This window comes from Brevundimonas intermedia (genome assembly GCF_004614235.1).
GTDB classification, from domain to species: Bacteria; Pseudomonadota; Alphaproteobacteria; order Caulobacterales; family Caulobacteraceae; genus Brevundimonas; species Brevundimonas intermedia_A.
Genome location: NZ_SPVH01000006.1, coordinates 557077 through 581323, shown reverse-complemented (window position 1 = coordinate 581323; position 24247 = coordinate 557077). Strand labels below are relative to the sequence as shown.

The window sequence follows — 24247 nt, the reverse complement described above, 5'->3', positions numbered from 1 at the left end:
CGATTCATTCGCCTATCTCGACATCTAGTCGGGGACTTCAGAAAGCGCAATGACATCACTCGCCGTAGCCGTTGCCAGCGATGCCCGCGGCCCATGTTCGCTGTATCTAGTAACCGACAGCCGAATCACTTGGGGAACGGCAGCCGAACGATGGGACGCGGGGTTGAAGACATTTGCGTCTCCCAACACAGCGGACATTTTCGGCTTCTGCGGGGATGCCTATTTTGTTCCGATCGCTTTGAGCCAAGCGCTGGAGTTGTTATCTCGGGGTGCCTTGAACCTTGAACACGCGTCGGCAGACGAGCGCCATATTGCGGTTATCGGGCTTCTGAGGGCGGCCGTCGCAAAAGTTCAGACAGCGAACATTGCGAGCCTGACTTTCTTTCATGGCGCACGGGACGGTGAGTTTATGGGCTCGCGGTTCCGGCTTTGGCGCAGCCAGTATGACGTCCGGTCAGAAGTCTGGACCGATCGGGAGCTCCCTCTAGCTTTCGGCACCTCGTACGTCGCTCTTGCTGACGGCTCCGGTAAGACCGAAGTCGAGGCTCATATCGTAGAGGTGTCTAAAACGGCGGCTGGTGGCACCAGCCGGGCGGCCATGCATGCGTTTTGTCAGGCTCTGCATTCCGGAGCCGATCCTCTGTCCGGAGGACCACCCCAATTGGTCGGCCTCTGGCGTAAGGGCCCCGCGCGGCGGTTTGGGTTCTGCTGGCACGGGAAGTCTTACGTCGCCGGAATGGAGGTCCCAGCTTCGGCAGACCATGGGAGGGTCGATTGGTTCAATCATCTCTTCGAGCGTTGTGACGGACGTACTGGGCGCAAGCTAGAGAACGCGAAAAGCCATAGAAAGTCGCTGAAGCTTGCGGGGTGAAAGACGGATCCCTTACGCGAAGATTGGATGTCCCGGGACCTGCGACGGACGGCGCGTCGACTTACCCGCCATTGAGAAATGTCCGCATTCTGCGCGTAAGTCGAGCCAGCTTGAGATCAATTCAGAGATATGAAATGGCCTTTGATCCAACCGACAATGTAGTTCGACACTGAGCGATTCAGCTTGCGAAACACCCGAATGAGAGCGGTCAGAATCCACTGGTAGTCGTCGCGACGCCCGGTAGTGAGTTGGTCGAGAAGTACGCCCGTCGCTGCCTCTCGTACGTGGCGGAGATTCATGTCGCCCCAGATCAGATAGATTGCTTGGGCGACAACCCGGATGTGGGATTCGACGTCAGCCGCTTTGCCGCCGAAGCAGCGGGCCAGCATCAGGAAGATCTCTCCCGGCTGTCTTAAGCCGAACGCCGCATCTGCCCGAAGCGCGTCCACCATCACCTGGGGCCCCAGGCCAATATAGTTTTGACGTCTAGCGATGAGCTTGGCGCTCCACGTCGCGTAGGACGACATATCGGCCATGCCCTTGTCCACAGCGTGACCGAGAATCCAATGCAGCCAGCTTGATTTCTCGACGCCCAGCGCTCTGCCGAAGAGACGCATGCGAAGGTCGTCGACAAGGAGGAGAATGTTCAGCTTTTTCGCGACGAACACCTCGTCGAAGATCGGTTTCGGGAGATCGGCTAGGTTCTGACGGATTTCATCCGGCAGAGCGTCTGGCATCTCGACGGCCGCGAGCGTGGCGTTCTCCTCAAGCCATTGGATGGCGCTTCGGAGGATATCGGCTGCGGCCTGGACCTCGTCGGGACCGAATTCCCTCATCACGATCTGGCCGTTGTCGATCGACATCGCTGACTGACCTTCGTCCTGCTTTTGGTCGGTCAGCCGCTCCAATCGTTCGTGCAATTCGTAGAGACAGGCAGCGGTGTAGTGGAGCTTGCCGACTGTCGCCTGGACGACTTCGGTAACGCCCAGATCCCAGATGGTCCAAAACGTCTGCGCGTCGACCACAGCGCCTGCCTGAGCGTTCGAGTCGATGCTCTTTTTTGCGGCGATACGCTCGGCTTCGTTGCCGAAGGCGACTTGGAAAGATCGCCCGCTCTCGGCCAAGCCGCCGGCGGCGTCGATGGGGCTGATGCCGACGCGATGGGCGAAGATCGCGAGCGGCAGTTGGTTTTTTTCGTAGGCATCCGCTTCGGACACCATGAAATCCCGTCGGTCTTTCAGGATTGCTTTAATCGCATCCAGACCACCTTCGGCTTCGACATCGACCCTGATGCTCCTGAAGCCGTTTGCGGATGGGAAGCGAGACTCAAAATCTTGGAGGACCGTCTGCATCCGCGCGACGAATTTGTGCCGGACATTTGCGATGCGGCCGCCTCTTCCATCCGGCAAGGTGAACGTATCTCCGGTGTTGAGACCCATGAGTGCAGCAACGTCTTGGTGCTCCGGCTCGCGAGAGTCGGGGTCCAGTTTTCGCAGATATGCGTTCGGCTCGACGACGATCTCGCTCGATCCGCCACCTTCGAATGAGAGCGTAACGGATGTGTCCACCGCAACGCCGGTGACGTCGAGCGTGAAATCCGGTGCTCTTTCTGCACTCAGAACGAGCCCGCCGAAGTTCGTCCAAAGGCGGGGATTATCCCGGTTCTCCAGCATCAATCGATATAAAAGCGCCAGGCCCCGTTCGGGATAGCCGAACCCTACGAGAAGCCGCGCGAGTCGCGTCTGGTCGCCGATGCTTTCGGCCTCCAGACTCTCGACATCCCCGGCAAGGATTTCGCGGATGGCATTGTCGCGCCTGCGGCGAACCAAGGCTTCGAGATGAAGCAGCAAGGGTTTGAGGTTTTTCGGGTCGCGCTCGGCCAGTTTTTTCGACTGGCGTTCGGCTTTGTCCAGATCTCCTCGGTTGAAGGCGTGGATGGTCGTCAGCCAGATGGTTTCTTGGTCTTGGCGCACAGCCTCGGGCAGCGCCTTGAGCGTCTTGAAGAAATCGGTGTCGCGACCGGCGGACGCTAGAAGCGTCAAATAGAGGCGCGCGGCATCACTATCGCGTTCGGTGTCGATGTGACCGTCGAGAAGTCGCGAGGCTTTGATGAACGCACCGTGGCGCTTGAGGCTTTCCGCGAGGGTCAGGCGAAGAGAAAACGGAGCGTCGGGTTTGATCTGGTCGGCGAGCGACGACAGTTCGGCGGCCAGAACCTCGTCGTCTTCGCCGGAGGCCGAACGATGCCTGACTTCGATGATCGTTGCGTAGGGCGCGACCTCTTCATCGGCTCTCAACGCGTTCAGCGCGTCTGCCAGCCCAGGGTCGGATGCGCGTTGCGCGAGGCTGGCGGTTAGGATCAGCCGGCTCTTCGTGTGGTGTTCGGGTATGATCTCGGCGGCTAGGCCACGCACGAGTTCGAGTCCGGCTTTCGCGTCGTCGCGCCCTAGAATTTCCCCTCTAAGAAGCTGTGCTTCTCCATCCTCTGGAATGGTGGCAAGCGTCTCCAGCGCGTCGGCTTTGTCGCCGCTCATCGCTTGGCTCAAACCGAGCATGCGCATGATGTTGGGGTTGTGGCCAACGTGGACCTGAACACGTTTCAGGAAGGCGACTGCGGAGGGATAGTCGTCGATAATTCGGAACGCTATGGCCGCGTTTGTCGCCTCGTTCGCCACATCGTCGATGTCGGCATAGCCGTTGATGATCTTGTGTTCGACTTCATCGCGAAGGAACTCGGCGACGCGCCTCACCTCCTCCACGGGCACGTCGGACTGACCGCCGGTTACGAAACGTCCGTCGGTGGTGGCGAGCTCTAGAACGCCTAAAGCCCAGAGCCGTTTGACGCCCCGATCGTCCGGCTTGGCTTCGTGAGCGGCTATGGCTTCACGGGGCCAACTCGGGTCGTCGCGGACGCGCAGAAACTCCAGCACGGCATGGGTGGCTTCCGGCTTGTCGCGATCCGCTTCCGGGATGAGTTCGCGCGGATCGCCCTCGTAATCGAGACGTGCGACGGCCGCGAGCAAGATCGTCAGCACATGACCTGGGTGATCGGGGAGATCGATGGACGCCTGTGCATATTCGCGGGCTTTCACGTGCTCGCGTCGGATCAGTGCGGCCAGCCCCATATTCGCCAGCGCGTTCGTGTTGTGGGGTTCAAGAGCGAAGGCCTCTTCGAACCCTTCACAGCTCTCTTCAGTCCTGCCGAGATCCAGGGCGGCGGCGGCGCGTGTGGACAGTGCTCGGAAGTAGGCGAACGGATTCGTCTCTCGGTCGATCTGGGGGAGAAGCGCTTCGAGTTTCCTGTAAGCGACGGCAGGGTCGCCCTCGTTCTTGATGTCTCGAAGTTGGTCGATTTTCGCGTGCAGGGTGGGGTCTTCGGATGCGCGCCGGGGATCGACGCCTGCATCGACCGAGGCTGGCGTGGGCGTTTGTCGGGATGGTGCCAGCTTCTCGTCGAGCAGCTTGGAGATTTGGGAGAGCGCGGCGGCGGACAGGCCCGCCTCGCCGAACTCTGCCTGAAGGAGTGGCGCGACGCCTTCGACCTGCTCCGTCGCGAGCGTCACCTCTTTCGGTCTGGCTGCCTGCTGCCCTTTGGAGACGTCGCCGACGATGGAGTCGGCCATGCGCGACGCGCTGACCTGATTGAGTGTTTTCCCGGCCGCCGCGGCCTGGGCGAGCGAAGTCTTTGCGTCGGCGTTGAATTTGTTCGTACGAGGAACGTCTATCCGCCAGTTCTTGCCGCTCGACGTGGCGCTATGGGTAAACTGCCAGATCGTCTCGTCATCGTCCGGGTTGTGGAAGGCGATGACGACGGGCACGGCGTAACCCAGCCAGTAATCGCGATGCTCGGGCGTGGCGTAGAAACGGAGGTCGCGGCCGGGGGCATCTTTGAAGAAGGAGCGGCCGCTTTTGATCTGGACGCCGAGAAGCTTCCCGGTGACGGTTTGGTCGTCCGAGACGATTTCGATCTCACCGTCGATTCCGAAATCCGCTTGTCGCTTGTCGCGAAAAATCCAGCCGTAGGTGAGAACGGCCTTCTGGACCGCGTTGATCCCCAGCTCTTCGGTGGGATCGAACTTGCGGCCCTTGCCGCTACCCATAGAGCACGGCGACGTAGCTCATCGGGAGAGTGAGCTTTTGATTTTTAATCTTGGAATGGGAAACGGTCATCGTGCTCCAGACCACTAGATACCGCTGATTCTGCGCGGGCCAATAATCGTTGGGATTGCACGGCGGTGCGAGAAAAGTTTCCATCACGTAGATGATCCGTGTGGCCGGGGTCGAACGATTGCTCCTCTTTGCCTGTCCTCCGGCTAAACAACTTTGGCCCAAAACCCCTTCGGGCTGTCGCAGCGACGCTTTAGCGGTCAACGCGTGTCGTTCTACGGTAATTCGACGGACGCGGCCTACAAGGAATTTGTTAGCTCGATGGACGTCCGGTTATCGGTCGAGTGCTCAGGTCCGCTCGTGGCGCGAGGCGGCCAGAACCCTCCGCTTACTGCTGCTTTGTCTACCGGACCCCCCGTAAGAGAGCGCCGATCCCCTGCCAGATCGTCGCTCTCACGGTAGTCTCGACAACCATATCTGCGATCGGCGCAGAGCCCGACGAGAACGAGTCAACACCCAACCGGGCCTTCAAAGCTTCTCGATTGCTCTTCGCGAGCGCCATATATTCGGCGTTACGCAGCACAACACGCGTCATGATCCCGTCCTGCTCAGCCTTCGGGAGGTGATTGATCTGAGATTGCAGGTGCGCGATAAATTGTTCCCAACGGAGCTGAAACCGCTTCGGGTCCGGAATTCCTTTCGTGAGCAAATCCCGGAAAAAGGCGTCCTGCTGATCTCTAAGGTCCACGCTGGCCGGCGTCTCGAGGTTGGCCAGCCACGCCGTGGCCGCGCCGCTGGCACCGCCCGTGATCTGCAAGCTCTGACGTAACCCGTCTGGATCGGTCAGTTCGCGCTCTGCGTACTCGGCGCGGAAAGCTTTTAGTGTGTCGCGAAAATTCATCGCCGCTGAAGGCGGATACCGTGCCGCCATCTGCTCGATGAGGGCTTCAAACCGAAACACTTCCTCGCCTGCCATCTGCGGACTGACGCCTGCGAGCCGAATGAGGCTGCGCCAGTGGTCTTGAACCATGTGGCGTAGATCACGGGGTTCCAGTTCGAAGCTCTCAGACATCCGTTCGCCCCGCATTCGCACAACGGTGGCACGTGTACTTGCGGCGTTCAATGCTTCGACGGCCGCGATAGCTGCAGGTTCGACCAACGCTGGCTCGCGAATATCCGCTTTCCGCCCAGGACCCACAGTCTCCTCTTGGCGCTTGGTAGTCATCCGCGCGGCTACAGTCGTAGATAAGCGGCTGCTTCGACCGGAAGAGCGTGCTCTGTGTCGCATCCAAACTGGGTATCGGCCAACTTTAGATGGTTTCGTACCCACTCTTAAGTGGGCACGACAGTAGTTGGCGACCCCGGAGGGACTCCAACCCCCGACCTCGGCTTTAGGAAAGCCTTGCTCTATGCAGCTGAGCTACGGGGCCACGGGGGGTGACCTAGCGTCTTGGGGGGATTTGAAAAAGGGGGTGTGGTCGTCGGAGGCGAAAAAGTCCGATGTCGGCGGTTCCTGCCGGTTCAAACCAGCTTGTGGTTAAGGCCCCTTAACCTACCAGATGTCGCGGTGAACAAAGGACGAATGGGGCTGTGTCGGCGATTCGGTCCTGATTCGTTTCACGCTTGTTCCGCGGCATGGGGCTTGGCCGTTAACCCGCTGGCGGGACGTGGGCGGTCAGGGCGCGCAGGCCCTCCAGCAGGCGTTCGGAACCGGGCGTGGCCTTGCCGCCGTCGGCCAGGGTCAGTCTGAGCACACGGACGTGGACCTCGATCGAGGGCCAGGACCAGGCGTCAGCGGCGCGCATCCGGTCGGCGATCTCGCACAGGCTGAAGGCGGCCTCGAAGAAGGCGGGGACGTCCAGATAGCCGGCCATGTCGACCATGGCGGAGGCGAAGGCGTAGATCTGGGTCGGGGCGTCGTCGGGACGGCTGACGCACAGGGCGTCGATGGCGTCGATATTGGTCGCCAGCAGATCGAACACATGATCGCGCTGGCCCTCCAGCGCCTGATTGGCGCGGGATTCGGCCTCGACGATCAGCCGTCCGCCGGGGCGGGCCATCTGGCGCTGGAGCGAGGTGTGGACCTTGCGAATGGTCGGCTTGGTCATCGGGCGCGGCTCACAGGCTGACCTTCATCGGTTTCAGCAGCATGTCGATGTCGTCCTGATCCATATTCTCCTCGACGGCAGCGCCCAGTTCGCCGGACAGGTCGCTCTCGCGACGACCGTCGGTTCCGGCCGGCGGGCCATAGTTGCGCACCCGGCGGTCGGGGCCGACGTAGTGTTCGGCCTCGACGAAATCGCGATCCTCGGCGCCCAGCCAGATGATGCGCTTGAGCAGCAGCGAGGGCGACAGGGGTTTGGCGACCACGAAGCTGGCGCCGCAGTCGCGTCCCTGCTGGACCTTCGCCTGGGACGCGTGACCCAGGATCATGATGACGGGCACGTAGCGGGTCGGCGTCGGGGCGTCGCGTCGCAGCCAGCGCACGAACTCATAGCCGTCCATGTCGGGCATGATGCAGTCGATCAGGATCAGATCGACGGCGCGGCGGGCCAACAGTTCGACCGCCGCCTGGGCCGAGGCGCATTTGATCTGCTCCTTGCAGCCGAAGCCCTGGACGATGGAGCCCAGCATGTCGAGCGACGTGGGTTGATCATCGATCAGAAGGACCGTGGTGTGCGCCAGATTGACCCGATCGCCCTTGGCCATGACATCAAAACAGCATCAGGTCGCCGGCGTCGGCGGTGGAGGCCGGGCGATGTTCGCCGGCGGCGGGCCGCAGGCGGCCGGCCATGTCGGCCAGCGACAGTCGGCTGACGGCCTCGGACGGGCTGGCGCCGCCGCCCAGCATGCGCAGGACGCCGGACAGGGCCTCCAGCCGCTGGGTCAGGGCGTCCAGGGCCTGGGCCTGGGTGAGGGCGTTGGGGCGTTCCTCGGGCGGGGCGCGCCGGACCAGGTCGCTGACCAGGGCCTCGATCCCGTCGATGCCTTCGCGGACCAGCATCAGCTCGTCGGCGACGGCGGCCAGAAGATCGGCATGTTCGGGAGGGGCGCTCATGGTCAGAACAGTTCCAGCGCGCCGGTATCGACCGGAGCCATGACGGGAACGGGCTTGGGCGCGACGACGTCGGTCACGGCGCGTTGCATGGCGCGGCCGGAGACGGGCCAGTAGTGCAGGCGTCGTCCGCCGTCGCCGCGCAGGCTGCCGCCCACGACCGGAATGCCTTCGTCGCGCAGAAACTTCTCGGCGAAGTCGGCGTTGGCGCGGCCCACGTCGCGCAAGCTGTCGAACATGCGGCCGCCGCCGAACAGCTTGGCCTCCATCCGCTCGCGACGACCGCCGGCCTTGAGCATGTCGTTGATCAGCAGCTCCATCGCATAGGCGCCGTAGCGACGCCCCGCGTCGGTCCCCGCCCCCGAACCTTCCGGCAGCAGGAAGTGGTTCATGCCGCCGACGCCGGCCAGCGGATCGCGCAGGCACATGGCGACGCACGAGCCCAGGATGGTGCTGAGCACGACGTTGGGATCGGACGTGATGTGGTGCTCGCCCTGACCGACGTGTACGCGCTTTTCCACGCTATCCTTCAGGGCGACGAAGCTCATGTCAGGGGACCGAAGACGGCTTCCAGCTTGCCCTTCAACTGGGCGACGGTGAAAGGCTTGACCAAGTAGTTGTTGACCCCGAACTGCACGGCGCGCTGGACCAGTTCGCGGTCGGCCCGGCCGGTCAGCATGATGAAGGCGGTCTTGGACGTGGGCGGGTGGGCGCGCACGGCGCGCAGCAGGCCCAGTCCGTCCAGGTTCGGCATGTTGTAGTCCGAGATGATCAGGTGCGCGGGCTTGGAGATGATGTCGCGCAGGGCGATCTCGCCGTCGGCGGCCTCGCGGATCTCGCGGACGCCGAGCTGTTGCAGACTGGTGCGGACCAGCGAGCGCATGGTCATCTGATCGTCGACGACCAGACAGTGGAGAGAGGCGGCGGCGGGCATAGGGTACGCTCCCGGTTAGGCGACTGACCGCGCGGCCGGATCGGCGCACAGTTCGAGGATGGCGGGGGACAGGCGGTGCAGCGGCAACTGCCGCTCCACGGCGCCAAGTTCGAAGGCGGCTTTCGGCATGCCGTAGACGACGCAGGTGGCCTCGTCCTGGCCCAGGGTGCGGCCGCCGGCTTCGCGCATGGCCAGCAGGCCCTTGGCGCCGTCCTTGCCCATGCCCGTCAGGATGACGCCCGTCATCGGACGCTTCAGGCGCACGACGGACTCGAACATCACATCGACGGAGGGACGGTGGCCGTTGACGGGATCGCTGGCGACCAGTCGGCAGCGGGGCGACATGCCGGACGCGATCTCAAAATGGGTCGCGCCGCCGGGGGCAAGATAGATGTGGCCGGTTTTCAGCGGAGCGCCGTCCACAGCTTCAGTCACCGTCGGGGCGCAGACGCGGTCCAGACGGGCGGCGAAGCTGGCGGTGAAGGTCGCCGGCATGTGCTGGGTGATGATCGTGGCGGGACAGTTGGCGGGGAAACCGCTGAGCACGGTCAGCAGGGCCTCGACGCCGCCGGTGGACGATCCGATGGCCAGGATATGATTGGGATCGGGGCGATAGGTGCTCGGCGCCACGGCGGCGGCGGGAGTGTCGCCACGGGCGCGGACGCGCGAGCGGGCGGCGGTCTTCACCTTGCCGATCAGATCATGGAAGGCGTCCACGCTGGCCACCGCCGGCTTGGCCACGGCGTCCACGGCGCCGATTTCCAGCGCAGCCAGGGTCACGTCGGTGCCGGCCGCCGTCAGGGTCGAGACCATGACCACCGGCATGGGCCGCAGCCGCATGATCTTTTCCAGGAACTCCAGCCCGTTCATGTTGGGCATCTCGACGTCCAGGGTGATGACGTCGGGGTTCAGGGCCTTGATCGCGGCGCGCGCCTCGATGGGATCGGCGGCGGTGCCGACGACCTCGATCTCGGGGTCCGACTTCAGCGCGGCCGAGATCAGGCCCCGCATGGTCAGGCTGTCGTCGACGACGAGGACGCGGACTGGATTCAGCGGGGGGCTCATGCCGGTCCACCCAGACGATAGGTGGTCAGGCCGGCGGTCTGAAGCTGGCTGGTCGCGGGACCGGAAACGCGCTCAGAATGGCCGATATACAGGGTCGCGCCGGGGTTCATCAGGGGCGTGAACCGCTTCCACACCCGCTCCTGCGTCGCGTCGTCGAAATAGATGACGACGTTGCGGCAGAAGATGACGTCGAACTTGCCCTTCATCGGCCAGTCGCCGATCAGGTTCAACTCCTTGAAGCTGACCAGACGCTTCAGCTGCTGGCCAGCCGTCCATTGGCCGCGGTCGGCGCGGTCGAAATATTTGCGCCACAGGGTGACGGGCGCCGGCTCCAGCGCCTCTTCGGAATAGGTGCCGTCATGGCCTTGGGCGACCATATTGGGATCGATGTCGGTGGCCAAGATCCGCACGTCCAGGTCCGCCGCCTCGGGCAGGGCCTGAAGGATCGTCAGCGCCATCGAATAGGGCTCCTGTCCGTTCGAACAGGCGGCCGACCACAGGCGCACCCGGCCGCCGGCCCGCGCACGGGCGGCCAGTTCCGGCATGACCCGGTCGCGCAGGTCGTCGAAATGGTGCGGCTCACGATAAAAGCGCGTCACGTTGGTCGTCAGGGCCGCCGTCATCTTCTGACGCTCGTCCACGCCGTCCACGCCGTCGACTAGGGCGCAGTAGTCGCGGAAGCTGGTCAGGCCCAGAATGCGCAGGCGCTTGGCCAGCCGCGAATAGACCAGCGCGGCCTTGCCCTCGTTCAGGGCGATGCCGGCGTGGGCATGCAGCATTTCGGCGATGTGGCGGAAATCATCGGCGGTGAAGACGAACTCGCCCTCGACGATGGATCCCCGACCGGCGGCGGCGTTCATGCGGCTTCGGCCTCGATCTGGGGCAGGATGTAATCCAGTTCGATCAGGCTGATCATGCGGCCATCGATCGAGAAGATGCCCTTGACGAAGGTCTTGACCTGATCGCTGGCGACGTCGGGCGTCGGCTGGACCGAGGCCTCGCTCATTTGCAGGATGTCGGACACGGCGTCGACCAGAAGGCCAACCATCCGGCCGCCGATATGGGCGACCATGATGACGTGACGCGCCGTCGGTTCCGAGGTCGTCAGGCCGAAGCGCGCGCCTAGATCGATGATCGGCAGGACGGTGCCGCGCAGGTTGATGACGCCCTTCATGTAGCCGGGCGAGCGCGGCAGGGGCGTCGCCGGCGTCCAGCCGCGGATTTCACGCACCGACATGATGTCGACGCAGAATTCCTGACTGCCGATGCGGAAGGCGATGAGTTCGCGCTGGGGGTCTTTGGCTTCGGTCATGGTTCAGCTCGCGAGCTTGAAATCGGGACGGATGGATTTGCGGCGCATGTCGGTGACGATGACGTCCACGTCGAGGATCAGAGCCACGCGGCCGTCGCCAAGGATGGTGGCGGCGGCGACGCCCTCGACCTGCTGGTAGTTGGTCTCAAGGCTCTTGATGACGACCTGGCGCTGGCCCTGGATGGCGTCGAACAGAAGGGCCGCCTGCTGGCCGCCCTCAGTCTCGACGACCACGGCGACGCCGTCGGTCGGGTTCATCGGCTGCTCGCGGAAGCCCATGATCAGGGCCACGTCGATCAGCGGCAGGAAGCGGTCGCGGAAGCGGATGACGGGGTCTACGCCACCGACGAAATGCAGGTCGGCGGCCTGGGGCGTCAGGCTTTCCACGATGGTCGGCAGGGGCGCGATCAGCGTCTGTTCGGCGGCGGCGACGACCATGCCGTCCAGCACCGCCAGCGTCAGCGGCAGGCTGAGGGTGAAGGTCGATCCCTTGCCCGGAACCGAGCTGATGGAGATCCGGCCGCCCAGGGCCTGGATCGAGCGCTTGACCACATCCATCCCCACGCCCCGGCCCGAGATGTCGGACACCACGGCGGCGGTCGAGAAGCCGGGCGCGAAGATCAGATTGTCGATCTGCTCGTCGGTCAGGGGGGCGTCGGCGGCGATCAGTCCCTTGTCGATGGCGATCTTCTTGACGCGTTCGCGGTTGATGCCGCGCCCGTCGTCGGAAATCTCGATGACGATCCGGCCCGAGCGGTGCAGGGCGGCCAGGCGCACCGTGCCTTCGGCCGACTTTCCGGCGGCGATACGCTCGTCGGGCGTTTCCAGCCCGTGGTCGATGGCGTTGCGCAGCATGTGGGTGATCGGCTCGGCCAGGCGTTCGACCACGGTCTTGTCGACCTCGGTGTCCTCGCCGACGGTGACCAGGCGCACCTGTTTGGAGACCATGTCGGCGACTTCGCGGACCAGGCGCGGCATGCGCTGGAACACCGACTTCACCGGCTGGGCGCGGATGGCCATAACGCTGTCCTGGATCTCGCGGGTCAGCAGCTCAAGATCTTCAAGACCCAGGGCGATGCCCGACGAACGGGCGAGGCCGCTTTCCAGAACGCGTTGCGACAGCATGGCCTGCTGGATGACCAGCTCGCCGACAACGTTGATCAGGCGATCGACCCGATCCAGATCGACGCGGATCGTCACCGGCGCCGGCGCGACAGACGCAGAGGCGGCGACAGGAGCGGCGGCGACGGGCGTAGGGGCAGGCGTTGCGACGGCAGGCGCGGGCTCGGGCTCAATGGCCGCGAACGGGATCGTCTCCGGCACAGGGTCCGCGACCGCTCCGCTGGCCTTGGCCAACAGGGCGGCGATGTCCAGATCGTCGCTGGCCGGCAACACCGCCGCCGGCTCGTCTTCGAACGGTGCGTTCATGTTCGATGCACCTCCAAGGGGGGTGATAGCCAGTTCGCAGTCGCTTTCGACGAAGTCGAAGACTTCGAGCAAGGCGGCTTCGTCGACGGCGGCGTCCAGATCGACCGTCCAGGTCAGGCAACCGTCCTCGACCGACAGGGCGTCCAGCGTCGGCGTCTCGCTGTCGTCCAGAACGACCGTGGTCGGGCCGAGGCGGCCCAGTTCGCGCAGCAGCAGGCCGGTCTCGTTGGCGTTGGCGTACATCCGCCCCATCGGCTTGAACACGATGCGCCAGCCGACGGCTTCAAGTTCAGGCTCGGGTGCGGCGACGGGTTCGTCCAGCGCCATGTCGAAGGCCATGGGCATGAAGCCGAAATCGTCGTCTTCGTCCTCGACGGCGGGCGGCGCCTCGCCGCCGTGGGTCAGCATTTCAAGCTCGGCAACCAGGGCGGCGGAACGGCCCTCGTCCACCTGCGGGATCAGACCCTGGGCCGCCTGGATATGGTCGGCCAGCACGTCGGAGGCGCGCAACAGGGTCTTGATGGTGATCGTGTCGCACGGCTTACGGCCCGAGCGCAGCTCGTCCATCAGGGTCTCGAAAACGTGGGCGAACCGGACCAACGCCTCCAGCCCGAACGCCCCTGCCCCGCCCTTGACCGAATGCACGGCGCGGAAGACGGCGTTGATCGTCTCCAGGTCGGTCTGACCCTGCTCCAGCAGCATCAGCTTCGCTTCCAGGTCGGCGAGCAGTTCGTCGCATTCCTGGAAGAAGGTGACTTTGATGGCTTCGAAGGCGTCCATTAGGTGCGGGTCCGGCGGGCGATCAGGCGGCGACGCGGCGAACGGCGTCCACCAGTTTTGCGGGGTCGAAGGGTTTGACAATCCAGCCGGTGGCGCCGGCGGCGCGGGCGCGCGCCTTCTTCTCGACGTCGCTCTCGGTCGTCAGCACCAGCACCGGCGTGGTGCGGTGGTTCGGATCGGCGCGCACGCCCTCAATGACGCCGAAACCATCCATGCGGGGCATGTTGATGTCGGTGATGATGACATCGGCGCCCCTGGCGGCCAGCGTCTCCAGCCCGTCCACGCCATCGACGGCCTGGATCACGGTATAGCCCGCGTCTTCCAGCGCCATCAGCAGCATGTCGCGCATGGTGCGTGAATCGTCGATCGTCAGAACGGTCTTGGTCATGCCAACGCCCCCTCGTTGTTGAAGTCAGGCGCGCCTAGAGCTGCCCACTGTTCTGTCCAATATTGGGACACAGACCCTAAACTTAGGTTGACGCCGTCGGCGGCCCAGGTCTTGCGGGCCGACATGAGGATTTGCAGGCACAGCCCGCCCAGCCGCTCGACGGCCGAGGCGTCCAGCGTCAGGGCGTGACCTCGCAGGGCCAGCAGTTCAGCCTTCAAAGGCTGGGCTGCATTCAGGTCCAGCACCTCGGCCAGGATCAGGGTCTCGCTCATCAGAACTCCTCCCAGCCGTCTTCGACGGCGGCGGCTTGCGGTTTCAGGGCCGCGCCGCCGCGACCGATGGTCTTCAGCGCGGCGACCATGCGGTTGGCGGGCCTGGCAGCAGGGGCAGGCTTGCGAACCGCAGCGGGCGCGTGAGAGGCCTGCTGGTGCGACCCGACGCGGAACTGGGCGACCGAGGCCTGCAGGCTTTCGGCCTCCTGGGCCAGCGAGTGGCTGGCGGCCGTCGATTGCTCGACCATCGCCGCATTTTGCTGAGTGACCTGGTCCATCTGGTTCACGGCCGTGTTGACTTGGGCCAGGCCGACGGCCTGCTCCTGGGCCGAGGCGGCGATTTCCGTGACCAGGCTGTCGATCTCGGCGACCCGGTCCACGATCCGTTGCAGGGCCTCGCCGGTCTCGCCGACCAGTTTGACGCCGGCGCCGACCTGGCCCGTCGAGGCCGAGATCAGGGTCTTGATCTCTTTCGCCGCTTCGGCCGAACGTTGCGCCAGGGCCCGGACTTCCGAGGCCACGACCGCGAAGCCACGACCCGCATCACCCGCACGGGCGGCTTCGACGCCCGCGTTCAGGGCCAGCAGGTTGGTCTGGAAAGCGATCTCGTCGATGACGCCGATGATCTGGTTGATCTGGTTGGACGAGCCCTCGATTGCCTGCATGGCGGAGACGGCGTCGCGAACGACCATGCCGCTCTTTTCGGCGTCGCCGCGCGCAGCCTGAACCACGTCGGAGGCCTGACGCGCGCCCGAGGCGGTCTTGTTCACCGTGGCGGTGATCTCGTCCAGGGCGGCGGCGGTTTCCTCAAGCGAGGCGGCCTGCTGCTCGGTGCGGCGCGACAGGTCGTCGGCGGCCTGGCTGATCTCGCTGGCGCCGGAACGGATCCCGGACACATTGCCGACCACGACCGAGATCGCCTGCTGAAGTTGGGCGATGGCGGCGTTGAAGTCGGCTTTCAGCGATTCCGAACGCGGCGCGACTTCCACCGTGAACCGGTGTGTCAGGTCGCCATTGGCCATGGCGGACAGACCGTCGGCCAAGGCGTCCAGAGCAACTTGGTCCTCGGCGGCGACGCGGGCTTTTTCGGCTTCGTTGGCGACGCGTTCCTGTTCACTCATCGAGCGATGCGACGCGGCTTCCTGCTCGACGCGGACCTTGTCGACGGCGGCGTCGCGGAAGGCGACGATAGCCTGGCCCATCTTGCCGAACTCGTCCTTACGGTCGGCGCCGACGATCTGGATGGCGGTGTCGCCCGCCATCAGCTTCTGCATATAGCCGATCATAGAGAAGATCGGCCGCGTGATGGCGCGGGTCGCGACGAAGCCGGCAGCCAAGGCGATCAACAGGGCCGCGATGAGGCCGACCACGACCGCGATCATCGCGCTGCGGCTGGCGGCGGACTGAGCCTCACGCGCGGCGTTCAGTGCGACGTCGTTCGACGCCTTGATCTCGTCGATCGCCTCCTCCAGCGGAGCGACGTAGGTGTCGGCCACGCCGGTGCGTCCAACCATCTGGACGGCCTCGGCGCCGCGGCCTTCCCGCACCATGGCGGCGCCGGCTTCTACGACGTTCTTGTACCAGGTGGCGTTTGCAGCAAGCGCCTTTTCGATCGGCGCGGCGCGTTCCGCAGGCAGGTCCGTCCGCAACTCTTCCATCGCCGCCAGGAACTTGGCGCGGTGGGCATCGACGCGTTCGATGTAGTAGGAATCCTGCGACAGCAGATAGCCACGGAACGCGTTCTCCTGACGGGTCATGTAGAACTCGGCGGTGGCGGTCGTACGGTTCGCCTTGTTCTCGACGCTGCGCGCCTCGCCCGCAGTTTCCAGCTTCAGCAAGCTTGTCACCACGACTGCGCCCATGACGGCGATCGCCGCCAGCACCAGACCGAAGGCCATGAGCAGCTTACGGCCGACCGGTATATTCTCGATGATCTTCAACTCAGCATCCCCCGATGGATCGGTTACTCAAAACGAATAGGTGGCGGCGGCGACGAGACGGCCCTCATAGGGCTCTCCCACGCTGTGGCGGTCGGTGTCGTACCAGCGCAGATCGACGGCGAAGGCGTCGGTCAGCTTGTGCTTGGCCCCAATGTTCCAGGCATTGTAGTCGACCCCGCCGTCCGCCATGCGGTTGGCGACAGCGGCCGAAACCTTGGTGTTGCCGGCGACGGCGACTGTGCCTTGAAGCTCAAGCCACCAGGCTTCCTTGGTGGCGGCGAAACCGTCAGGCGAATAGTTGACGCGCAAGCGCGTGGCGACCGGCCCCAGCTTGCGCGAGGCGTCGGCCTGATATTCCCAATAGTTGTCGTCGACGCCGGCGCGCGAGCCTGGCAGGTCGCGGTTCATGACGCCCAGGTCGAAGGCGAATCCCGCCGCCTTGGGCCGCCAGCCGGCCATGCTGACGATCTCCATGTCGTAGCCCTGCGACCCGGCGGCGTCGGCGACGAAGACGCTAGCGTAACCGTCGCCGAAGCCGACCTCAGCCTTAGCGGAGGGCGCGATATTCTCGTTGCTCTTGCCCAATCCCTTGCCGACGTACTGGCTGGCGAGCCCCAGATCGAGGCTGAACGATTGAGCCTGGGTGACGATGGGCGCTGCGAGGCCTACTGCCGCGACAACTAAGAAGAGAGACGAACGAAACATGGTGATCCTTGAGGCATCTGCATTCTGCATGACCAAGGATGAGGCGATGATTAATATTATTTCTGAACCACGCCCTAGGTAGGAATGCGTAGGAACGGCAGAGCTTGCCTTGGGTGCCTGGACCAGTCCGTCGGCGCTGTGAATTACGTATTTTCACGCATAAAAAAATCGCCTATACAAAATAAGGCGGAAAAACGTCAGGGACGCGTTCGGGTGGTTTTGCGCAGGCAATATGCTCTATGGCGCAATTAGAGTGCGCCGTTCTGAAAAGCTCTGAACACCCAGTCTATATGCTGCGGCGCACAAAGACTTGGTGGGGCGGCGTTTTTGTCGCCTTTGTATCAGTATTGGTTGCTGTATCCGTGCGTCTGGCGCTCGAACCCTTCGGTCATTTCTATTATCTGCCGATGATTGTCGCCGTGATGGTCACGGCCTTGTTAGGGCGGCGGCTCTCCGTGCTGTTGGCGATCGGTCTGTCCATCACGGCCAACGAACTGATGGTGCAGCGCGAAGACGCACTGGACTCGGCGGTCAACGCGGCCCTCTTCGCCGCCGTTTCCTGGACCATCGCCGAAGTCTGCCGACGCCTGGGCGGCGCGCTGAGGACCGCTCGGGCGCTATCGCGGGATCTGGCCATGCGGGAGATGCTGCTCGACACCATCCTGACGTCCGTTCCGGTCGTCACCTTGGATCGCGAAGGCCGAACGCAGCGCGTGACGCCGGCCGCAGCTGCGGTTCTGGGCGTGAGACGCGACGAAGCGATGGCCCTGCCCTTTCACACGCTGGTGCCCGGTTTCGATGACCTGGCCCTGGAGTCGGCCCGGCAGGGCGGCGAGGTTCTGACGCCGTCTCCGGGCTCCTGGACGGTCAGCCGCGCTGACGCCTCTCCTGTGCCGCTGACCATCCACGCCAATGTACTGCCGGACGACATCTGGCCGGAACATGTGGTCCTGGCGCTCGCCGATCAGAGCCAGGCCGAAGCGATCCGTCAGCGCGAGCGCGACCTGACCGAAAGGCTCAACAACGTCTGGCGCCTGAACTCCATGGGCGAGATGGCGGCGACCCTGGCGCACGAGATGAACCAGCCCCTGACGGCCGCCGCCGTCTATCTGCATGCCGGTCAGGCCGATCTGGCCAAGATTGGGCCCGCCGCCGAAGAGGCGGCTCGCGCACTGGACCTGGCCAGGATTCAGTTGCTGCGCGCGGGCGACATCATCCGGCGCATGCGCGAACTCCTCTCGACCGGATCGCGCACCTTCACCGAGGAGCGTGCATCCCAGATGATCCAGGATCTCGCCCCGGTCTTCACCCTGATCGGGCGCGACACCGACGTCGTCATCGACATAGACGCCGATACCGAGGACGACCACGTGATGGCGGATCGAATTCAGCTGCAGCAGGCCCTGGCCAACCTGGTCAAGAACGCCGTGGACGCGGCCATGGGGCGGGAAGACGGCCGGGTGCTGATCACGGGTCGCTCACTGGGCCCCGAAGGGTACGAAATCGCGGTCGAAGACAACGGGCGCGGCATCCCCATGGATCAGCGCGAAAGCATCTTTCACCCCATGACTTCGACCAAGGCCGGCGGCATGGGCCTGGGCCTTTCGGTGACCCGATCCATCGTCGAAAGCCACGGCGGCGCCCTGACCGTCGGCAGCAGCAGACTTGGCGGCGCCGCCTTCACCTTTCGCCTGCCCCACAGATCGGAGCTCGACGCCGCATGAACCCGCATTCCGTCTTCATCGTCGATGACGACCCAGCCATGCGGGACGCGCTTGTCCTCATGTTGCGAGGGGCCGGCCTCAGGGCGCGCGCCTTCGCCAGCGCCGACGAATTTCTGGCGAACCTGCCCACAGACAAGAGCGCCTGCGTCGTCAGCGACGTGCGCATGCCCGGCGTCGAAGGGCCGGAACTGGTTCGCAAGCTGAAGGTGCTGAGGGGCGACACCTGGCCCGTGATCGTCATCACCGGCCATGCCGACGTATCGCTGGCGGTTCAGCTGATGAAGGCCGGGGTGGTCGATTTCATTGAAAAACCCTTCGATCCCGAACAGATCCTGGACTGCGTCAGCCGCTGCATCGCTTCGCTGACCAGCCTGGAGGCGGACCGGTCGGCGCGGGACGAGGCCAGAAGCCATCTGGCCACCCTGACCACTCGCGAGCGCCAGGTATTCGACGCCCTGATCGACGGCTGTTCGAACAAGGAGATCGCGCTGCGGCTGGAGATCAGCCCGCGCACTGTGGAGATTTTCCGCGCCAAGGTGATGACCAAGATGCAGGCGTCGAACCTGTCCACCCTGGTTCGCATGGGAATGCGCGCCGGCGACGCTTGAGCCGGGAGAGAATCGTCTCCACCTTAGGGCGGCAATGAGCGACCGGTCCGCAGGCCTCGCCCCATCCCGCGTCACTGCGGTCCTGGGGCCCACCAACACCGGCAAGACCCACCTGGCGGTCGAGCGGATGCTGGGCCATGCCTCGGGCATGATCGGCCTGCCGCTGCGCCTGCTGGCCCGCGAGATCTACGAGCGGATCGTGCGACAGCGGGGCGCCGCCGCCGTCGCCCTGATCACGGGCGAGGAAAAGATCGTCCCCCCGCGCCCCCACTATTTCGTCTGCACCGTCGAGGCCATGCCGCTGGAGCGGTCAGTCGAGTTCCTGGCCATCGACGAGATCCAGCTGGTCGCGGACCCCGAGCGCGGCCACGTCTTCACCCAGCGGCTGCTGCATGCGCGCGGCCGGTTCGAGACCATGTTCCTGGGCGCCGGAACCATGGAGCCGCTGATCCGCCGCCTGGTCCCGGACGTTGAGATCGTGACGCGGGACCGGCTGTCCACCCTGTCCTACGCCGGCTCCAAGAAGCTGACCCGCCTGCCCCGCCGCAGCGCCATCGTCGCGTTCAGCACGGAGCGCGTCTACGCCATCGCCGAACTGATCCGGCGCCAGAGGGGCGGCGCGGCCGTGGTCATGGGCAGTCTCTCGCCCCGCACCCGCAACGCCCAGGTCGCGCTTTATCAGTCCGGCGAGGTCGATTTCCTGGTCGCCACCGACGCCATCGGCATGGGGCTGAACATGGATGTGGACCATGTCGCCTTTGCGGGTCTTAGAAAGTTCGACGGCCGGCGGACCCGCTGGCTGCACGCGCACGAGATCGGCCAGATCGCCGGACGCGCCGGGCGTCACCTTCGCGACGGGACGTTCGGCGTCACCGCGGAGGCGGAGGATCTGGACGCCGACCTGGTCGAACAGGTGGTCGAGCATCGGTTCGATCCGGTCGAGGCGGCCGAATGGCGCAACGCCAAGCTGGATTTCGACACCCTACCCGACCTGCTACGGTCCCTGACCGTCACGCCCCAGCGGAGCGGTGTCAGCCTGACCGCCGAAGCCCTGGACGAGACCCTGCTGCGGCGCCTGATCAAGGACGAGGAGGTGGCCCGCATCGGCCGGTCGCGCGGGGCCATCATGCGGCTGTGGGAGGCGTGCCAGTTGCCCGACTTCCAGAAGACGACGCTGGACGAACACGCGCGGCTGGCCAAGGACGTCTTCCATGCCCTGACCGGCAAGCGCGGACGGCTGAACGACGACTGGATGGGACCGCGCTTCGCCTTCGTGGATCGCGACGACGGCCAGATCGACCAGCTGTCGGCCCGGCTCTCGGCCGTCCGCACCCTGTCCTACATCGCCAACCGCCCCGACTGGGTTCACGACGCGCAAGGCTGGCGCGACAAGACCCGGGCGCTGGAGGACCGGTTGTCGGACGTGCTGCACGAGCGGCTGACCGCCCGGTTCGTGGATCGCCGGACCACCGCCCTGATGCGCGCTCTGAACGTTCGCGAGGATACGTTCGCGGGCGTCGCCGACGACGGCGAGGTCACGGTCGAGGGTCAGGTGGTGGGCCAGTTGGAAGGCGTCCGCTTCCAGATGGAAAAGGGCGCCTCGGCCCTGGAGGACCGAACCCTGCGCCAGGCGGCCGTGCGCGCCGTGACGCCGGAGATCAACCGCCGGCTGGGCCGACTGGCTGCCGAGACCGACGAGGCTTTTTCGGTCACGCCGGACGGCGCCGTCCTGTGGCGCGGCGTGCTGACGGCGCAGATCATCGCGACGCCGCAAGGGGCCGATCCGTTCTCGCCCGTCGTCCGCCTGTTGGGCGAACTGGGTCCGACGCCCGCCCGCGAGCGCGCCAAACGCCGGATCGAGGCCTGGCTGGCGTTCGAGGCGGGTCGGGCGCTTCGCGATCTGCGCCGCCTGCGCCAGGCCGTGGAATCGGGGGCGCTGAAGGGCCTGCCGCGCGGCATCGCCTTCCGCCTGATCGAGGCCGGCGGCCTGATCGACCGTCGCGACGTGGAGCGCGATCTGGCGGCGCTCAGCCAGGTCGAGCGCCGCACCCTGAAAAGCTTCGCCATTCGCGTCGGAGCTCATTCGGTCTGGCTGCCGGGCCTGCAAAAACCCCGCGCCCGCCATTTCGCCCAGGCCTTCCTGGACACGCCGCTGATCCCCGCGACGCCCGACCTGATCCCCGCGCCGCCCGAACCACCCTCGCCCCGCCTGCTCTCGGCCCACGGCCTGCGCGTCGCCGGCCGCTGGCTGGTCCCGGTCGAGACGCTGGAGAAGATGGCCGATCTGCGCGCTGCCAACCACGGCAGGCTGTCGGACGAAGCCCTGACCGACCTGGGCTGGATCGCCGATCAGGCGAAACAGGTCATCGCCGCGCTGAAGACCGAACGCGCCCGCCTGCCCGACAAGCCGGGCGCCGCGCCCAAACCGGTGAAGGATTCGCCGTTCGCTGCGCTTGCGGTTCTGACGGAAGCCCCGCCTGCGCGGCCCAAGCGGCGGCGTCCGCGTCGGAAGGCGACGACTTGAGCGAGGACGCCTGTCGCATCGATCTGTGGCTGTGGCGCGCGCGGTTCGTGAAGACGCGGGGGCTGGCCGCCGATCTGGTCGAGCGAGGGGCGGTGCGGCTGACGCATCAGGGGCGGGAGACGCGGCTGGACAAGCCCAGCCGCTGCGTCCGCCCCGGCGACTTGCTGACCTTCGTCCAGGCGGGACGGGTCACCACCCTGACGGTGGACGCCATAGGCGAAAGACGCGGGCCGCCTGAAGAAGCCCGCGCCCTCTATTCTCTGATCATCACGCCATAAGGCGGCGCGATAGTCCTATTGCTTCAGCACGAACTCGCCTTCGATGTGCAGCTTCACTTCGTCGGAGACGGCCGGCAGGGCGTAGTTGATGCCGAAGTCCGAGCGCTTGATCGTGGCCTCGCCGTCGAAGCCGGACTTGTAGGCGCCCATGACGGTTCCGGCGCCGTTGAACTCGACCTCGATGGTGACCGGCTTGGTCACGCCGCGCAGGGTCAGGTCGCCGACCACGGTCGCCTCGTTGGCGTCATCCGAATCCACCGTCACCGAGCGCGAGACGAAGGTCGCCGTCGGATGGTTGGCGGTGTCGAAGAAGTCGGCGGTCTGCAGATGCGCCTTCAGCCGGTCGTCGTTCGGCGCCACGTCGGTCAGCGGAATGGTGGCGGTCAGGGTCGAGGCCGACGGATTGGCCGGGTCCAGCTTCAGCTCGGCCTTCACGTTCACGAACTGGCCCGTGTAGGTCGACAGGCCGAAGTGGTTCACCGACCAGGTGATCTTGCCGTGGCTGGATTCCAGGTCGTAGGCGCCGGCGGTGACTTCAGCCGGGTTCTTGGTCAGGGCGGCCTGGGCCACGACCGCGCCGCCGGCAGCGAGGCTGAGCGCCAGGGCGCCGGCTAGGGCGTATTTTGTGAAAGGAGTGCGCATGGGGGAGTTCCTGTCGATAGGACGGTGGATATGCAATCAATACAGTTGCGATTAAGCCTGACTGTTGTCAAGCGGCGTCGAACCCGCTTGCGAATGTCTCTCGCCTTAAGCCCTGCTGTTGACAGTTGGTTGCGTGGCCGCCATGTCGCAGGCCTCCCGCTCACAGCTTGCCCCCATATCTTCGCCCAATGACCTACATCGTCACCGACGCCTGCGTGAAATGTAAGTTCATGGACTGCGTCGAGGTGTGTCCGGTGGACTGCTTCTACGAGGGCGAGAACTTCCTGGTCATCGCGCCCGACGAATGCATCGACTGCGGCGTGTGCGAGCCGGAATGCCCCGTCGACGCCATCGTGCCCGACACCGAGGACGAGCCGGACGGCAAGTGGCTTCAGGTCAACGCCGAATACGCCAAGGTCTGGCCCAACATCACCGTCAAGGGCACGCCCCCCGCCGACCGCGAACAGTACGAACGCGAGACCGGCAAATACGAGAAATACTTCAGCCCCAAGCCAGGCAAGGGTTCCTGACCTAGAGCCCGGCGGCGCTCAAGCCTTGCCGCAAATCCACGTCCGACCTGTGGACGTTTTGAAATTCCGCAGATTTGTGATAGGTTCTGTTTCATTGGATCGGGCGGTCGAAATCTTCGCGCCGCCCGTGTTTGCGACAGAATCCCGCCCACAGACGGGATCGGCCAGAGGTTTGGTGATCCGTTTCCGCATTTGACGCCTGACATCATCCCCTCCGACGGAGCGATCCGGCGGATGAGATCCTGTTTGCGTTTTCTGCGCCTTCGCGTCGCCCGGCCCTGAACCGGGAAAGGACGATTATGACGAGCAAGACTGGTCTGGAGTTCAAGGTTGGCGACGCGGTCGTCTATCCGGCGCACGGCGTCGGGAAAGTCGCGGCGGTGGAGACCCAGGAAGTCGCGGGCATGTCGCTGGAAGTCTATGTCGTGACCTTCGACCACGAAAAGATGACCCTGCGCGTTCCGACCAAGAAGGCCGCGACGGCCGGCCTGCGTTCGCTGGCCGCCGACGACGTCGTGACCAAGGCCCTGAGCACCCTTAAGGGTCGCGCCCGCATCAAGCGCACCATGTGGTCGCGTCGCGCCCAGGAATATGAAGCCAAGATCAACTCGGGCGATCTGATCTCCATCGCCGAAGTGGTCCGCGACCTGCACCGCGCCGACACCCAGCCGGAACAGTCCTATTCGGAGCGCCAGCTCTATGAATCGGCCCTGGACCGCATGGCGCGCGAAGTCGCCGCCGCCAACAAAATCGACAAGGGCGCCGCTGTCGAGCTGCTCGCCAAATCGCTCAGCGCCAAGAAGCCGATCCCGACCGCCGAAGCCGCTTAATCTTCGACCTCGGACAAACGAAAAGGCCCCGGAGCGATCCGGGGCTTTTTTGTTTTTCGGGTCCTACTTGCCGAACTTTCCCGACTTGCCGGGCACGGGAACCAGATTCTTCAGACTGGGCTGGGACGCGTTCGCCTTGGGCGGCGCGACCTTCTTGGACTTGCCCTTGCTCTCTTTCACGGTGATCGACCCTTTCTGTGAGAGATCAGCCTAACAGGCAGACGACCGCCAAATGAGGCCGCACAGGCCCGCGC

At 64.8% G+C, this 24247-nt stretch carries 22 protein-coding genes and 1 tRNA gene; 6 read left to right on the top strand and 17 right to left on the bottom strand.

Annotated features, from left to right (window positions below):
* Nucleotides 1-987: 987 nt before the first annotated feature.
* From EGY25_RS09140 to EGY25_RS09065, 16 genes are all read right to left on the bottom strand, one after another.
* Nucleotides 988-4971, bottom strand: a complete 3984-nt coding sequence (locus tag EGY25_RS09140; RefSeq protein WP_135194680.1) for a DUF4365 domain-containing protein — start codon at nucleotides 4969-4971, stop codon at nucleotides 988-990.
* A gap of 410 nt (nucleotides 4972-5381) precedes the next feature.
* The gene (locus EGY25_RS09135; protein WP_135194679.1) at nucleotides 5382-6050 is read right to left on the bottom strand and encodes a hypothetical protein; all 669 of its coding nucleotides are present in this window, start codon (nucleotides 6048-6050) and stop codon (nucleotides 5382-5384) included.
* A gap of 281 nt (nucleotides 6051-6331) precedes the next feature.
* Nucleotides 6332-6408, bottom strand: a tRNA-Arg gene (locus tag EGY25_RS09130).
* A gap of 219 nt (nucleotides 6409-6627) precedes the next feature.
* Complete coding sequence (locus EGY25_RS09125) at nucleotides 6628-7086, bottom strand: hypothetical protein (RefSeq protein WP_135194678.1); 459 nt, start codon at nucleotides 7084-7086, stop codon at nucleotides 6628-6630.
* A gap of 10 nt (nucleotides 7087-7096) precedes the next feature.
* Nucleotides 7097-7687, bottom strand: coding sequence for a response regulator (locus tag EGY25_RS09120; protein WP_135194677.1), 591 nt, complete (start codon nucleotides 7685-7687; stop codon nucleotides 7097-7099).
* 4 nt (nucleotides 7688-7691) lie between these two features.
* Nucleotides 7692-8036: a hypothetical protein gene (locus EGY25_RS09115; protein WP_135194676.1), complete on the bottom strand. Its 345-nt coding sequence runs from the start codon at nucleotides 8034-8036 to the stop codon at nucleotides 7692-7694.
* A 2-nt stretch (nucleotides 8037-8038) separates the two neighbouring features.
* Nucleotides 8039-8581: a chemotaxis protein CheD gene (locus tag EGY25_RS09110; RefSeq protein WP_135194675.1), complete on the bottom strand. Its 543-nt coding sequence runs from the start codon at nucleotides 8579-8581 to the stop codon at nucleotides 8039-8041.
* Nucleotides 8578-8967, bottom strand: a complete 390-nt coding sequence (locus EGY25_RS09105; RefSeq protein ID WP_008262387.1) for a response regulator — start codon at nucleotides 8965-8967, stop codon at nucleotides 8578-8580. Before EGY25_RS09105 ends, EGY25_RS09110 begins: the two co-directional genes overlap by 4 nt.
* 15 nt (nucleotides 8968-8982) lie before the next feature.
* Entirely contained in the window at nucleotides 8983-10020 is a 1038-nt protein-coding gene (locus EGY25_RS09100) for a protein-glutamate methylesterase/protein-glutamine glutaminase (RefSeq protein WP_135195584.1), read from the bottom strand.
* 8 nt (nucleotides 10021-10028) lie between these two features.
* On the bottom strand, nucleotides 10029-10892 hold the full coding sequence (locus EGY25_RS09095; protein WP_135194674.1) for a CheR family methyltransferase: 864 nt from the start codon (nucleotides 10890-10892) through the stop codon (nucleotides 10029-10031).
* Nucleotides 10889-11344: a chemotaxis protein CheW gene (locus tag EGY25_RS09090; protein ID WP_135194673.1), complete on the bottom strand. Its 456-nt coding sequence runs from the start codon at nucleotides 11342-11344 to the stop codon at nucleotides 10889-10891. Before EGY25_RS09090 ends, EGY25_RS09095 begins: the two co-directional genes overlap by 4 nt.
* A gap of 3 nt (nucleotides 11345-11347) precedes the next feature.
* On the bottom strand, nucleotides 11348-13552 hold the full coding sequence (locus EGY25_RS09085; RefSeq protein ID WP_135194672.1) for a chemotaxis protein CheA: 2205 nt from the start codon (nucleotides 13550-13552) through the stop codon (nucleotides 11348-11350).
* Nucleotides 13553-13574: 22 nt separating this feature from the next.
* Nucleotides 13575-13940: a response regulator gene (locus EGY25_RS09080; RefSeq protein WP_135194671.1), complete on the bottom strand. Its 366-nt coding sequence runs from the start codon at nucleotides 13938-13940 to the stop codon at nucleotides 13575-13577.
* Nucleotides 13937-14212: an STAS domain-containing protein gene (locus EGY25_RS09075; protein WP_135194670.1), complete on the bottom strand. Its 276-nt coding sequence runs from the start codon at nucleotides 14210-14212 to the stop codon at nucleotides 13937-13939. Before EGY25_RS09075 ends, EGY25_RS09080 begins: the two co-directional genes overlap by 4 nt.
* A complete protein-coding gene (locus tag EGY25_RS09070) occupies nucleotides 14212-16110 on the bottom strand; it encodes a methyl-accepting chemotaxis protein (protein WP_167762561.1) in 1899 nt (632 codons plus the stop codon). Before EGY25_RS09070 ends, EGY25_RS09075 begins: the two co-directional genes overlap by 1 nt.
* Nucleotides 16111-16179: 69 nt before the next feature.
* Nucleotides 16180-16857 (bottom strand): TorF family putative porin, encoded by a 678-nt coding sequence (locus EGY25_RS09065; protein WP_135194668.1) that lies wholly within the window; start codon nucleotides 16855-16857, stop codon nucleotides 16180-16182.
* Between the two features lie 362 nt (nucleotides 16858-17219).
* On the opposite strand from EGY25_RS09065, the gene EGY25_RS09060 reads away from it, so the two are divergent.
* Genes EGY25_RS09060 through EGY25_RS09045 form a run of 4 tightly spaced genes read left to right on the top strand, consistent with a single transcriptional unit; the run spans nucleotide 17220 to nucleotide 21991 of the window.
* Entirely contained in the window at nucleotides 17220-18581 is a 1362-nt protein-coding gene (locus EGY25_RS09060; protein ID WP_245159410.1) for a two-component system sensor histidine kinase NtrB, read from the top strand.
* A complete protein-coding gene (gene fixJ / locus EGY25_RS09055) occupies nucleotides 18578-19189 on the top strand; it encodes a response regulator FixJ (RefSeq protein ID WP_135194667.1) in 612 nt (203 codons plus the stop codon). The genes EGY25_RS09060 and fixJ overlap by 4 nt, the downstream gene beginning before the upstream one ends.
* A 34-nt stretch (nucleotides 19190-19223) precedes the next feature.
* A complete protein-coding gene (locus tag EGY25_RS09050) occupies nucleotides 19224-21713 on the top strand; it encodes a helicase-related protein (protein WP_135194666.1) in 2490 nt (829 codons plus the stop codon).
* A complete protein-coding gene (locus EGY25_RS09045; protein WP_135194665.1) occupies nucleotides 21710-21991 on the top strand; it encodes an RNA-binding S4 domain-containing protein in 282 nt (93 codons plus the stop codon). The genes EGY25_RS09050 and EGY25_RS09045 overlap by 4 nt, the downstream gene beginning before the upstream one ends.
* Before the next feature lie 15 nt (nucleotides 21992-22006).
* Here EGY25_RS09045 and EGY25_RS09040 read toward each other — a convergent pair whose 3' ends face one another.
* The gene (locus tag EGY25_RS09040; protein WP_135194664.1) at nucleotides 22007-22633 is read right to left on the bottom strand and encodes a YceI family protein; all 627 of its coding nucleotides are present in this window, start codon (nucleotides 22631-22633) and stop codon (nucleotides 22007-22009) included.
* A gap of 188 nt (nucleotides 22634-22821) precedes the next feature.
* Here EGY25_RS09040 and fdxA point away from each other — a divergent pair, with 188 nt between their 5' ends.
* Both fdxA and EGY25_RS09030 read left to right on the top strand, forming a co-directional pair.
* Nucleotides 22822-23163, top strand: coding sequence for a ferredoxin FdxA (fdxA, locus tag EGY25_RS09035; RefSeq protein WP_017505910.1), 342 nt, complete (start codon nucleotides 22822-22824; stop codon nucleotides 23161-23163).
* Between the two features lie 299 nt (nucleotides 23164-23462).
* Nucleotides 23463-23993, top strand: coding sequence for a CarD family transcriptional regulator (locus EGY25_RS09030; RefSeq protein WP_135194663.1), 531 nt, complete (start codon nucleotides 23463-23465; stop codon nucleotides 23991-23993).
* Nucleotides 23994-24247 lie beyond the last annotated feature (254 nt).